General features: G+C 60.4%; 11 protein-coding genes. 9 read left to right on the top strand and 2 right to left on the bottom strand.

Going from position 1 to position 13,272, the window contains the following annotated elements:
- Positions 1–177: 177 nt before the first annotated feature.
- On the top strand, positions 178–864 hold the full coding sequence (locus tag SIL87_RS06575) for a TadE/TadG family type IV pilus assembly protein (RefSeq protein ID WP_319613386.1): 687 nt from the start codon (positions 178–180) through the stop codon (positions 862–864).
- Positions 865–959: 95 nt separating this feature from the next.
- Here SIL87_RS06575 and SIL87_RS06570 read toward each other — a convergent pair whose 3' ends face one another.
- On the bottom strand, positions 960–2,132 hold the full coding sequence (locus tag SIL87_RS06570; RefSeq protein WP_319612376.1) for an IS4 family transposase: 1,173 nt from the start codon (positions 2,130–2,132) through the stop codon (positions 960–962).
- A gap of 107 nt (positions 2,133–2,239) precedes the next feature.
- Here SIL87_RS06570 and SIL87_RS06565 point away from each other — a divergent pair, with 107 nt between their 5' ends.
- On the top strand, positions 2,240–2,947 hold the full coding sequence (locus SIL87_RS06565) for a hypothetical protein (protein WP_319613385.1): 708 nt from the start codon (positions 2,240–2,242) through the stop codon (positions 2,945–2,947).
- Entirely contained in the window at positions 2,944–3,546 is a 603-nt protein-coding gene (locus tag SIL87_RS06560; RefSeq protein ID WP_319613384.1) for a TadE/TadG family type IV pilus assembly protein, read from the top strand. The genes SIL87_RS06565 and SIL87_RS06560 overlap by 4 nt, the downstream gene beginning before the upstream one ends.
- On the opposite strand, the gene tnpC is transcribed toward SIL87_RS06560, so the two are convergent.
- Positions 3,471–4,523: an IS66 family transposase gene (gene tnpC, locus SIL87_RS06555; RefSeq protein ID WP_319613188.1), complete on the bottom strand. Its 1,053-nt coding sequence runs from the start codon at positions 4,521–4,523 to the stop codon at positions 3,471–3,473. The genes SIL87_RS06560 and tnpC overlap by 76 nt on opposite strands.
- Before the next feature lie 1,187 nt (positions 4,524–5,710).
- On the opposite strand from tnpC, the gene SIL87_RS06550 reads away from it, so the two are divergent.
- From SIL87_RS06550 to SIL87_RS06525, 6 genes are all read left to right on the top strand, one after another.
- A complete protein-coding gene (locus SIL87_RS06550; RefSeq protein WP_319613383.1) occupies positions 5,711–6,790 on the top strand; it encodes a GlxA family transcriptional regulator in 1,080 nt (359 codons plus the stop codon).
- A gap of 124 nt (positions 6,791–6,914) precedes the next feature.
- On the top strand, positions 6,915–8,051 hold the full coding sequence (solA, locus tag SIL87_RS06545) for an N-methyl-L-tryptophan oxidase (protein ID WP_319613382.1): 1,137 nt from the start codon (positions 6,915–6,917) through the stop codon (positions 8,049–8,051).
- 147 nt (positions 8,052–8,198) lie between these two features.
- Complete coding sequence (locus tag SIL87_RS06540; RefSeq protein WP_319613381.1) at positions 8,199–9,074, top strand: LysR family transcriptional regulator; 876 nt, start codon at positions 8,199–8,201, stop codon at positions 9,072–9,074.
- Between the two features lie 120 nt (positions 9,075–9,194).
- Positions 9,195–10,442 carry a M24 family metallopeptidase gene (locus tag SIL87_RS06535; protein WP_319613380.1) on the top strand — a complete coding sequence of 416 codons (1,248 nt, stop codon included), beginning with the start codon at positions 9,195–9,197 and terminating at the stop codon, positions 10,440–10,442.
- A 189-nt stretch (positions 10,443–10,631) separates the two neighbouring features.
- Positions 10,632–11,813: an IS256 family transposase gene (locus SIL87_RS06530; RefSeq protein ID WP_319612316.1), complete on the top strand. Its 1,182-nt coding sequence runs from the start codon at positions 10,632–10,634 to the stop codon at positions 11,811–11,813.
- Positions 11,806–13,254 carry a cytosine permease gene (locus tag SIL87_RS06525; RefSeq protein WP_319613379.1) on the top strand — a complete coding sequence of 483 codons (1,449 nt, stop codon included), beginning with the start codon at positions 11,806–11,808 and terminating at the stop codon, positions 13,252–13,254. Before SIL87_RS06530 ends, SIL87_RS06525 begins: the two co-directional genes overlap by 8 nt.
- The last annotated feature ends 18 nt before the right edge of the window (positions 13,255–13,272 follow it).

The following is a 13,272-nucleotide window of genomic DNA, read 5'->3' as shown; positions in this document are numbered from 1 at the left end:
GCGCCCGGATTATTGCTGGACGTGGGATAACTGACAGCGGCCCTGAAACGACTGGTCCGACGCGTCAGTTATGCCGGAAGGCTACGCAGGATGAATTGATCGGTCGCGGCTGGACACCAGTTTTCGGATCGCGAGATCTCGTAGCAGCGATTTTTTGAAACCGGATGTTAACCATAGGTGAGTATCCTCGGCGGATCGATCCTGATTTCATCTGCGACGAGGCTGCTCCCACCGATGCTCGACCCCCTCCCCCCTCGAAGCCTGTTTCGCGATCGGCATGGGGCATTCGCGCTCGAATTTGCGCTGGTCGGGCCGATTTTCCTGGTGATGCTGCTGTTCATTTTCAACGTGAGCTACACGCTGTTCATCAACGAAGTGCTGAACAATGCGACGCAGAGCGTGGCGCGGGCGATTCAGACCGGCAACGCCGAGGGCGCGAGTGGGGGCGCCAGTTTCGTCAACACCTATTTTTGTCCCGATACCTATGGGTTGCTCGATTGCAGCAACATCTATGTGCGGGTCGAGCAGATCAATACCAATAGCTGCACCGACTTCTACGACGCGACCAGCGGCACACTGCCGATCTCGGGCGGGGTGTTGCAGCTCGGCGATTATGGCGGGACGGGCGCGGCGATCGGGCCGACGGAATGCGCGACAAACAGTTCGGCGGCGGGATTCTGCAATGCCGGTCCGAACGAGGAAATTTTGATCAGCGTGATCTATCCCGCGCCGAGTTTCATGGGGGGATTGCTCGGGACCGCCAATGTTGTCTCCTACAATGGAAATTCGGTCACGCCGCTGCTGGCGACCGCTGGGTTTGAGACGGAGGGGTTTGCGCCAACCACGCAGCCGGACCCTTGTTGATGGGGTCGCGCGTAAAGTACCGGGACGACCGGCGGGGGGTTGCGGCGCTCGAATTCGCGTTGGTGATGCCGCTGATGATCTCACTCATCCCCTCATTACGTAGCCGGCATGGAATTGCCGAATATGCCGCTGCTGCGCAGCATTTCCGTGAACCGCCGCATCAGGGGCAGTAGCCGGTGCTTCGGCATGTTCGGGATCAATTCATAGAGCATGCACCCCTGACGGAACAACGAGTGTGAGCGGGTCTTCGAAGTGTTGGACTTGAGCTGTCGATCCATTCCCAGGCTCTCGCCTGCCGTCCCGAGCATGGTCAGCAGCGCCATCGCAAACGCGCTGATGAGCAGCAGCCGATCGCGCCGCTCTGGTTCGGCGATGCGGATCTCAGCCATCCCCATCCCAAAACGCAAATCCTTGACGTCCCTGAAGCTGGGTTCGATCGTCCAGCGCCGGGAATATTGCTTGATCAATGTCCCTGCAGACGCCACGGCGTCACTGCTCGCCAGGCACCACGGCTCCTTCATGTCACGCGCATGTACGCACACCACGGCACCGACCTGATAGGCGTGCGAGGCGGTGACGCGCGCACCACGCAGTTTGCGCGCCCGGCCCGATTTGCCGACCCAGTCCGCCGCGGTTCGCGTCTCGCCTGCGGCATCGGTGACATGGATGTTGCCGCGGAAGCGAATGATATAGGCAAAGCCAAGCTCCGTAAGATACGCGAACAGCTTGTGGTCACCGAAGCCGCGGTCGGCCAGGATGGTCACGCGGCAGCCGGGCGGGACAACCTCCGACAGGCGGCGCAGGCAAGTATCCTCGATGGCGTTGCGCTGATCTTTCAATTCCTCTTTCCACATCGACAGCCACAACAGAGGCATCGCCCGGCCATGCTTGCTCACCAGGTTGAGCGCCAACGTTGCCTGATCGTCGCCGTCGAAATCCGTCCAGTCCATGGCAACGACGATGTCGGTCTGCGAACCCACCAGATGCGGTACCCAACGGGCGAAGCTTTCCCAGACGTCGATACTCTCGTTACTGAGCATGCGATCAACCTGCTTGATCGCGTGCTTGGTCACCAGCCCGCGCGCCTGTGCCAACGCCTGACCGATCATCGCGACGGCGAGCGACGCGCCGGTCATCACGCCCAGTGTCGCAGCAGACAGGGAGTCAACGCGTTTGGCGTGGAGATCGTGGGCATACAACTCGTCAATGAATGCGCGGATGTCCTTCAACCGCCCACCATCACGCTTTTTCGATGCTGCAATTCCCATGATCCACCCTCATCCATGCATTCCAACGCTTGGTAGAGAATCGCAGCGAATCGGCGCAATACCTGGACCTATGGAAAATGGGGGGATTCCTGAGGCTGATGATCGCTTTGCTGTTCGGCGTCTATGAGTTGTCCGAGCCGATGATGATCTATCAGGAAATCTATGCAGCGGCGCACAGTATCCCGGCCTCCGCAAGTATTGCGGCGGTGCAGGCGGATGGGTCGACCGCGCTGAGCTATTCTCAGGTCGAGTTCGCCGAGTCGACGATCTTTGCGGAGATACCGGCGCTGCGGTCGGGTCAGCAGACGAACACCGCGGGTGATGGTGTGGTGATGTCTTCGGTTGTGTTCGAACCCAGCCCCTCGACTTGTGTGGCAAGTGCGGCTTCACCCTGCAATTATGATGCCTATGTCGTCTGGAGCGTCGCCTATACCGGTGGTGACAGCGGCAGAAGTTTTAACCAGACCACGCGGCCCTGCGGGCTGACGACACAGGTTGCGGCGGGGAACACGACGCCGGGGGATTTGCCGACCATGGGTGTTTCGACGCGGGCGACGGCGTGGCCGGACCCGATCCTGGTGGTTGATGTGTTCTTTTCCTATGAGCCGTTGTTACTGACCTATACAAAGACGCCGATTGAGTTTCTGGCGAGCGGATTCTGGCCGGTCCGCAGTGTCAAGGCTGCGTCCGTCGATGCCAATGGCAACGCAACCCCCCTGCTTCCCGACCAGCAATATACCGTTTTGACCGGGCTTGGCGGTGCGCCGACCAGTTCCTATTGCGTCAATCCGAACTATCCGGAGTCGGGGACATGATCGTGCAATTCCGTCGATTGCTGCACGAGCGGAAAGCTGCGATCGCGATTATCTTCGCGGTCTCCCTGGTACCGATGGCGATGCTGGTGGGGCTGTCGATCGATTTTTCCTTCTATACTCAGGCGCGGGCCCAGATTACCTTGGCCGCCGATGCTGCCGCGACCCATGCGATCCGGGCGGCCACCGAAACATATACGGCTGAAATCAACGAGAACCCGCCGCTCTCGGCAGCGACGGCCATCGCGGATGCGGACATGGCGGGCGAGGCCGCGGGGGCAGCCTGGTTTTCAGCACAGTTAGGCAAGCTGCCGACGGCCAGCGTGAGTGGCTCGAACAATCCGGCGGTGACGGTGCAATCCAACACCAATCTGTCGCCGACCAATCCCGCGGGTTTCACCGCCAGTGTCGCCTATACCGGCACCTATCCGCCGTTTTTCGACCCGCTCTTTGCCAGTTCCAGCACATGGAAAATCACCGGGACGGCGGGAGCGCTCTCGACTTGTAACCGTTCACACCCCCCGGGTCAGACCGCTACCTGGGCAGGGATTGTGGGCAGCAGATTGTTAGCTCGTGCGGCGGTGATGAGGGCGCAGGCATAGGCCCATGGATCAGTGCCACGCTTGCGGCAGGTGTCAATGACGCTGAGCGCGGCGGCATAGAACCGGCTCCCTTCATCGGATCGCGTGCCAAAGCTGATGCGCCTCGAGATCACCGCGTGGCGGAGCGCACGTTCGGCATCATTGTTGGTGGGCGGTAAATCCCGATCGGCGACGAAGGCGACCACTGCGTCCCAGTCATTGAGGATTTCACCTGCCAGCCCGCGAACTTTCGCATCGATCTCATGGCGATTGCATTGACAGTTCCATTTGATGCTCGCGGTCAGGCGCTTGATGGCGGCGGGGTCGTCGCCGTCATGCACGCGCTCGATCAGGCGGCGCAGATCGCGGACCAGATCGCTGCCGAAGCCTGATCCCGCGCCGTAATGCCCCTCTGCCAGCGCGCGGGCCTTACGGATCAGGTGCGCCAGACATCTCTGGCGGCGTGGATGATCGCGATAGGCACCGTAACCGTCGGTGACGAGCCAACCCAGAAAGGCCTCGCCGATCAGCGCGGCCAATTCGCAGTGCTTGCGGCTGCCGATCCGATAGACGATCGTGGTTGCCGTCACCGCAACCCAGAGCCACAGCAGACTTGCCTTTTGATACCACGGGGTTTCGTCGAGATGGACGATGTCAGCCGCACGCACATCTTCGATCAATTGCTCGACCACGGGTTCGCTCGCCAGACCGAATTCGTGAATGCAGCGTTCGATGGTGGCAATCCCGAGCTCAACGCCCAGCCAGTCAGCCAGGAATTCAGCGATCTTGACGCGCGAGAGGCGGAAACGCAGCGACAGCGCCGCGATGAAGGTGGCGAGCATCGGGCCAACCAGGCAGCGCTCGCTCATCAGCAGGTCGCGCCGGCGCCCCTCGACATGTGAGCACAGTCCGGTTGCGGGGCGTGCGATGGTCTCGTGGCCACAGTCGCAGCGTATCGCCAGATAGCAATGTTTCGTGGCTGCGACATGAAGGCTCATGTCGCCGCGGGTGAGTTCAAAGCTCAGATGAGCGCTGACTTGGCGGCTTTGCGAGACGGTGGAAGATCCGAAAACTGCACGGCATGCGTCGCACGCTGTCGGCGCATGCAGGAGTTCACCGCTGACTATAATCGGCAACCGGCGCCAAAACCCTTTCGTCCCTGGCCGTTTGCCGGCCGGCTTGGGTCCAGGGTTGCCGGCGGAAGCGTTGCCGCCCGGCGCGGAACCACCACCCCCATCGGTTTTGTCGTCCCGGTCGGAGCGCTCAGAACTTTGCCCGCTCTTGGTGTTACGCCGGTAGGGATTGTCGCTGGAAGGCGGACGGGAACTGGTTGTTGAATCCTCGCCGGCATGGTTTGCCAGCGCTCGCGCCAATTCATGTAAATCCCAGGTCAGTTCTTCAAGCTCGACGCGCGACATCGCAGATAAATCAGTACGTTTAATGTCTTTCAGGCCGGGGATTCTCTGACGGGGCATCAGAATCGTAGAGTCCGGTTCGGGTGGAAAAGCAAGCCCAGCCTTTCGACATTTTACCGGCCGTTGGCTAACGCTTCATTCGAGGCAAGAAAGGGGGGGTGTGAATGGTTACATGGCGACAGAGTTCCGTTGGTTTGAACGGCCAATAGTCTCGGCAATGCTACCAGTTCAGCTTGGCCGCAAGAGGTAGATGCCTTCGACCGAGCCTGAGAGAGCAATCAGCTTTTTTCTGCATTCATATTGCCAGATAACTAGACAGCGAATCGCTGCTCGCGTTTAATCGCCGTCAATCCGTTTCCCACAATGCCCGCCGAGGTTGCCCGCTTTGCCAAGTCCAGACTTAGGCAATCAGACGAGTTGTCTGGCCGCCCGAGATGAAGCGCTATGCAGCCACTCAGCCACGGTAGGGCGGAAAAAGACGCTGCGCTTCCGCCCTACAATTGCTACTTACCCGGCATGCGCAATGTCGGCTTTCGGGAAAGCGCAAAAACCGCGTGAACGACCACTAGGAAGCGCAAACCTGATGTTCGAAATGGTCGCAGAAATTTAGCAACTATGGGTAATCACAGCGCAAAAATGTCAATTTCGGGTTGTAAAGGTTAATATCAGGTTGAGGACAGGAGGCGAACTGGGGTGATTGACAACCGAAGGCATGACCGGTTCAAACGCCACTCTGACGGTCCGTCAGCGTACCAAATTGAAAACTGGAAATGACCGAAGATATCGGGCGACAACAGTTATTCGTTGCCTTGTTACCCCTACCGAATTTCACCCTGATCGCATTTTCGGCGTTCCTGGATACAATCAGGCTTGCCGCGGACGAAGGCGATCATTCCCAGCCGGTGCGCTGCAAATGGACGGTGTTGGCGCCTGAACTGAAGCCTGTGCGCGCGAGCTGCGGTATCGAGATAATGCCCTGGGAGACGCTTAGGGCGCCGGAACGGTTCGATTACTTGGTTGTCGCTGGTGGCCTGCTGCCTCCTGCGGGGCAAGCTCTGCTGCCGACGCGGACACGCGATTTTATACGGGAATGCGTTACAAAAGGCGTCGGCGTCATTGGCATCTGCACGGGGAGCATGGCACTGGTGGAAGCCGGCGTGGTACCTCAAGGCAGCCCGTGCTGCGTTTCGTGGTATCACCATGCAGACTTGGTGGAACGGTTTCCAGATGTTGATCCGGTCGCAGACCGGCTTTGGGTGGCGACAGGCCGCGTGATAACATGCGCGGGCGGTCTCGCTTCGTCGGATTTGGCGGCGCATCTGGTAAAACGGCATCTGGGCGGGGCGGTGGCGCAGAAGGCCTCGCATATCATGCTGCGGGACGGCTACCGCCCGGCCAACGCGGCGCAACCGCAGCCCTCGAATATCAGGCCAGTCGCTGATCCGCGGGTGCGGCGTGCGATCCTGCTGATCGAGCAAAACCTCTCAGCGCCACTGCGCGTCGATGAACTCGCCGCGACGCTTGCGATGTCGCGACGGCAAATGGAGCGCCTGTTCCGCCAGGCCATCGGCGCCAGCATCCAGGTTTTTGCGCGCGACATGCGGCTTTCATACGCCGTCTGGCTGATGGCCGAGAGAAGGGCGGAACAAAGTGGCCGCATAGACGAAGTCGCTTTGCAATGCGGCTTTGCCGACGTGCGGCATTTCAGCCGGCAGTTTCGCAAGGCGTTCGGTATTTCTCCGTCTACGGCACGGCAAAAAACACCGGCGGAGCTGCACGCCATGCTTGAAAGCTGGTGGCCTTATGGCACCGAAGGCCAATTTCCCTCCCTTCGGCGGCCGCCACCATAAGGCCGGCAGCGGAAGCCGAAGCCGCGCATGACGCAATCAGACCGCGCCATTGCCGCATTCAGACAGGGCGATATCACCGCCAGCCTGCTACACAGCCAGCTGATGCGAAGACAGGGAATTTGGGATGGAATACGACGTTATTGTCGCCGGTCTGGGCGGCATGGGCAGTGCAGCTGCGTGGCAATTGGCGCGGCGCGGGCAGCGCGTGCTCGGACTGGAGCAGTATAACATTCCGCATCCCTATGGCTCCTCGCATGGCGTGAGCCGCATCATCCGGCTGCCTTATTACGAACATCCTTCCTATGTGCCGCTGGTGCAGCGCGCCTTCGCCTTGTGGCGGGAGGCCGAGATGGCGAGCGGACGGGTTTTGATGGTGACGACCGGATCGATCGATGCCAGCCCAGAGGATGATCCGCTGTTCCAGGGCGCGCTGAACTCGGCCATTTTGCACAATCTGCCACATGAGGTGCTGAGCGGCGCCGAGGTGAATGAGCGATTTCCGGGTTACCGCCTGCCCGCCGGCCATCGCGCGGTCTTCCAGCCGCAGGGCGGGCTGATCGCCAGCGAACGCGCCATCGTCGCGCATGCCGAGCTTGCCATGGCGCATGGCGCTGAACTGCATGCGCGCGAAAAACTGCTGCATTGGGAGGTGCATCCGGGCGGTGAGGGCGTCGAGGTGGTGACGAAGAAGGGCCGCTATCGCGCGGCGCGGCTGGTGCTAACGGCCGGCGCCTGGATGGGGGAACTGGCCACGAAGCTGGCGCGGGTCGCGGTCCCGGAACGCCAGGTGCTGGCCTGGCTGCAGCCGCATCGGCCGGACTATTTCGGACCGGACAAATTTCCCGTGTTCAACCTGCAGGTCGAGGAAGGGCGGTATTATGGCTTGCCCATCTATGATGTCCCGGGCTTCAAATTCGGCCGGTATCACCACCAGAACGAGACCGGCGCCGCGGATACGGTGGCGCGCGAGCCCGATGAGGCGGACGAAACGCTGCTGCGCGCCTTCAGCGAACGCTATTTCCCCGACGGCAGCGGGGCCACCATGGCGCTGCGGAGCTGTATGTTCACCAACACGCCGGACGAACATTTCATCCTGGACCATCATCCCGATCACGCCCAGGTGGTGCTGGCCTCGCCATGCTCCGGGCATGGTTTCAAGTTTTGCAGCGTGATCGGCGAGATCATCGCCGACCTGGCCACCGGGGACGGCACAACGGCGCATGACATAGAGTTTTTGAGGTTTGGTCGACTTAGCAAATAGGCCGGAGCGCTGCAGATTTTTTGCAACAGGCACCGCAAAGGCAGGTGAAGTGCCCGGTTTTGGGAGGTTATGGCATGACCGATCAAAGGCCGGGTGAATCAAAAGTTTTTTGGTTACTTTTTTTCAAAAAAGTAACATGCTTTCTCGATGATCAACGTCCCGACGAATCTGCTGCGCGCCCTGGTGATGGTGGTTGACCTCAAAGGCTTCACCAGGGCCGGCGAGGAGCTCGGCCGGACGCAGCCGACGATCAGCCTGCAGATCAAGAAACTTCAGGAATTGATCGGCATTACGCTGTTGGAGCGCGATTCGGGCGTGGCACAGCTGACAGAAGCGGGCGAGGTTTGTGCCGCCTATGCGCGCCGGATTCTGGCGCTGCACGATGAGATGATGAATCGCCTGACGGCGCAGGGTGCGGGGAACCGCCTGCGTGTGGGCGTGCCGAATGATTATGCGGACCATTTTCTGCCCAGGTTCCTCAGCCTGGTCGATGCGGAGGGGCTGGATATCCGCTTCGAGGTGGTTTGCGATATTTCACAGAACCTCCTGCGTGATTTGCGCGAGGGGACGCTGGACCTCGTGGTCGCCATGACCGAGCAGTTGATGAGCGGTGCCATGGCGGCCTGGCCAGAGCAATTGAGCTGGGCCGGCGCGCCGGGCCGCCCGTCGCCCGCCGGCGAAGCCCCGGATCGGCCGTTTGCGCTGGTGGCGGCGCCTGAAGGCTGCATGTACCGCCGGATGATGTTGGCTGTGCTGGAACGCGACGGGCGTCGCGCGGATGTTGTTTACACAACCGCCAGCCTGACGGGGATCGAAGCGGCCGTGCGCGGCGGGTTTGGCGTGACCGCGATGGCCACGCGCCTGGTGCCGCCGGGGCTGGTTGTGCTGGATGATTTGCCGCCACTGCCCAATTCTCAGGTGGGGATTTACCTGAATCCCCGGGCGCAGGGCCGGCAGGTGCGCCGGTTGGCGGCGCTGCTGGCCGAGGTTATGGCCGGTCCCGAGGCCGAGGCCGCTGCCTGACGACGACACGCCGGCGGTGGCGGCATTGGCGTTTCCTATCCGCCATTTCGACTATTGATTGGCGATTTGACCGGCATCGCGGGCAGTTGAGCGGCGACCATACCGCCAGGAGACACATCGATGCCGAACGAGCTTACAGCCATCAACGGGCTTGCGCGCCTCAAGCAGATCGAGAACGGGGAAAAAATCACGCCGACATTTTCGGCGGAAGAGATGGAACGCCGGCTGGCCGCTTTGCGCCTCCATATGGCCCATGCCGGAATCGATGCCGCCATCTTCACCTCGTATCACAACATCAATTACTTCGCGGATTTCCTCTATTGCTATTTCGGCCGGTCCTTCGCGTTGGTGGTGACCCAGGACAGGCACATCACCATTTCCGCCAATATCGATGGCGGCCAGCCATGGCGGCGCGTGAATGGCGAAAACATCGTCTACACGGACTGGCGGCGCGATAATTATGCGCACGCGGTAAAAACCGCGCTGATGCGCGCAGGCGTGACCAAGGGACGGCTCGGCCTGGAATTCGACCATTTGAGCCTGGATCGCGCCGCGGAATTCAAAACGGCATTGCCGGAATTTGACCAGGTGGACATCGCCCGGCCGGCAATGCGCCAGCGCATGGTCAAATCCCCGGCGGAAATCGCGATGATCCGGGAGGGCGCGCGCATCGCCGATATCGGCGGGGCCGCCTGCGTCGAGGCGCTGCGCGACGATGTGCCGGAATATGAGGTCGCCCTGCATGCCACGGGGCAAATGGTGCGCGAAATCGCGCGCCGTTTTCCGCATGCCGAGCTCATGGATACCTGGACGTGGTTTCAGTCCGGCATCAACACCGACGGCGCGCATAACCCGGTCACTTCCCGGCGGGTGAAGCGTGGCGATATACTCTCGCTCAATTGCTTCCCGATGATCGCCGGCTACTATACGGCGCTAGAGCGCACGCTGTTCCTGGGGCACGCTTCCGATGCACATCTGAAAATCTGGCAGATTAATTGCGAAGTCCACAAGCGAGGTCTTGAGTTGATTCGCCCTGGCGCACGCTGCAGCGAGATCGCGTTGGAACTTAACGAAATCTATCGCGCGCATGGTGTGCTGGAGTATCGCACCTTCGGTTATGGCCACAGCTTTGGCGTGCTCAGCCACTACTATGGCCGCGAAGCGGGGTTGGAGCTGCGGGAGGATGTAGAGACCGTGCTGGAGCCCGGCATGGTAGTCTCCATGGAGCCGATGCTGATGTTGCCGGAAGGCTTGCCCGGAGCCGGCGGATACCGGGAGCACGACATTTTGGTTCTGACCGAAGACGGCGCCGAAAACATCACGCGCTTTCCGTTCGGGCCCGAGCACAACATCGTGGGCGCCCCCTGAGACGCCTCCACCAAGACTCTAGCCGTTTGTGAAGGAACAAGATCATGTTAGATGAAATGGGTGGTGTAACCTGACGTCTGGAAATTCATTTTGGGTTGGGAGTTGGTGCCCTTGCCGGGGCATGCCCCGGCAAGGGCTGTTCATTCTGGTATTCCATGCAGTTGTTCACACCAACATGGAGACCGATGAATGGACGCCAAAAAGGATACGATTATCGAGGCACTTTTGGAACATCTGATCGAAAACGGCGCAGGCGATATCGCCACGGTATTTGCCAGGACCTTCGAACTCGCCATGCAGATCGAGCGCGAACGCTTCCTCCACGCCAGTCACTACGAGCGCAACCCCGATCGTCAGGGTTACGCCAATGGCTACAAGCCCAAGCGGATCGATACCCCGGCCGGGTCGATCACCGTCGATGTCCCCAAAACCGCCGGTCACGTGGGCGAACCCTTCTACCCACAGTCCCTCGAACGCGGCCGACGCTCGGTCCGCGCCGTCATGGTCGCCGTCGCCGAAATGTACATCAAAGGCGTCTCCACCCGCGACGTCGAGGCCGTCATGCGCGAATTCGGCATCGAAAGCCTCTCCTCCGCTCAGGTCAGCCGCGCCAGCAAGCTGCTCGATGACGAACTCGCCGCCTGGCGCACCCGACCCCTCGCCGAGATCCGCTACCTCATCCTCGACGCCAGATATGAAAAAATGCGCGATAATGGCGTCGTCCGCGATGCCGCCGTGCTCTCGGCCATCGGCATCGGACCCGATGAACGCCGCCGTGTCCTCGGCGTCTCGGTCGCCCTTTCCGAGGCCGAAGTCCATTGGCGTGCCTTCCTCGAAAGCCTCCATCAGCGTGGCCTGCGAGGCGTCGAATTCATCGTCTCCGATGACCATGCCGGATTGCACGCCGCACGCCGCGCCGTCTTCGGCGCCGCACACTGGCAACGATGCCAGTTCCACCTCGCCCAAAACGCCATCCACCACGCCCCCAACCACGCCATCCGCAAACGCATCGGCGCAGAACTCCGGACCGTCTGGAACGCAAATTCCCTCGCCGCTGCCCAGATCGCTCTCACAACCCTCGTCAATGCCTATCGCGACACCGCACCAAAGCTCGCCGATTGGCTCGAACGAAATATCCCCGAAGGCCTCACCGTCTTCACACTGCCAGAACCCCACCAGCGCCGGCTTCGCACTTCCAACCCCATGGAACGCGGCATCCAGCAGGAACTCAAACGCCGCACCACCAAAATCAGGGTCTTCCCCAACGAAGCCTCCCTCGAACGCCTCGTCAGCGCCGTCCTCGTCGAAATCGATGAAAAATGGGCCGCCGACACCAAGGGCTACATCAAGTGGGACTACCAGGATGCCTGACCCCCGCTCGCCCTATTTTCCAGACATCAGGTTGCTCAATCATGAAATGAGAACCCATGATGAAAATCTGGGTGAGGCTCTTACCTACGATCTCGCATATGACGTTGTCCCGGAGGAGGCCAGGCGCAGCCCACTCGCGATGGGCATGCTATGGGTGGCGACGCTGGCGAATTTTTCGGCCATGTTTGTCGGCTTCGCCGCGCAGCAATCCGGCCAGTCCCTCCATGACCTGCTGATCGGCTGCGGGATCGGTACGGCGTGCCTGTGCGTCTATGGCATTCTGGCCGGCTGTCTGGGTGCCGTGACGGGGCAAATGCAGCCATTTTTGGCGCGCGCCGTATTTGGAAAATTTGGGTCGGTTCTCGTCTCGGTCTTCCTCATTGTCATGGGGAGCGGATGGTATTCATTTCAAGCGGTGTACACGGGACAATTATTGCAGGGACTTTTCCCGGTTTTGACCTCAACCATGATTATAGCCGTTGTTTTCACGCTGCTGATGGCCACCAACAATATCATCGGGTTTAAAGGCATCGGCGTGTTCGGCCGGCTTGTCGCACCCTTCGTACTGTTCATCGTCGTCTATTCACTTTGGGAGGCATTATCGACGACACCGGCGCATGTCCTGTGGGCGACGCCCAAAATTCCCGATACGACATCCATCGTCGCCACCGCGACCCTGATCGTCGGCGCGGGCGTCTATGGTAACGAGCCCGATGTCTGGCGATTCTCGCGCCGCGACTTCAAATCCGTCGGTCTCCCGATGGTCTTGTCCTATGTCGTCGGGCTGTTTCTCTTCCCGATCGCAGGCTGGGTGATGGCATTAACGTCGGTTGGGTCGAACCCTGCCCAGCAGGCCAATGTCATCGTGCACTATCTTTTTGGCTCGGTACCCTTTGCCGCCATCATCATTCTGGTTTCGCAATTCGTGCTAAATGATATGAACTTGTACGAATCCATCAACGCGATGACCAACGTCTTCAATATGAAGCGCTATTATTCCATCGCGATCCTGCTGGCTGGCGGCTGCGCGCTCTCGGCCTGGATGGCGACCGCCGCCAGCCAGACGGTGTTCTTCATCGTCGCCGGTATCGGCGCCTCAACCGTCCCAACGGCAACGACCCTGATGGCGATTGATGTCCTCCTGCTGCCGAAGCTGTTTGGGATCAAGAGAGACCTCTCCGTGGTCCGGCGCTGGCGCGATCTGAAATCAACCAATTGGATTGGGATAGTGTCTCTCATATTCGGCGTGGTGGTTTCGGTCGTACTTTCGATTCCGGGCAATGTCATCCCGAATTTTGGCCTGAGTGTCGGTATTGCACCGGTCGAGGGATGGGCGGCATCCGTGATATTGTATCTTGTCCTCATCCTGGCCATGCGCAGGACGGAAAGCTTTCACCAGATCCTAGGGTTGCTCGAAACCGGCGCCGTGGCGGCGGAGTAGCTGGCGCAGCCGCGCTTC

The sequence above is a fragment of the Acidiphilium acidophilum genome, from assembly GCF_033842475.1.
Taxonomy (GTDB): Bacteria; Pseudomonadota; Alphaproteobacteria; order Acetobacterales; family Acetobacteraceae; genus Acidiphilium; species Acidiphilium acidophilum.
The sequence above is the reverse complement of the archived record's forward strand: the minus strand, read 5'-3'. Positions and strand labels throughout refer to the sequence as shown.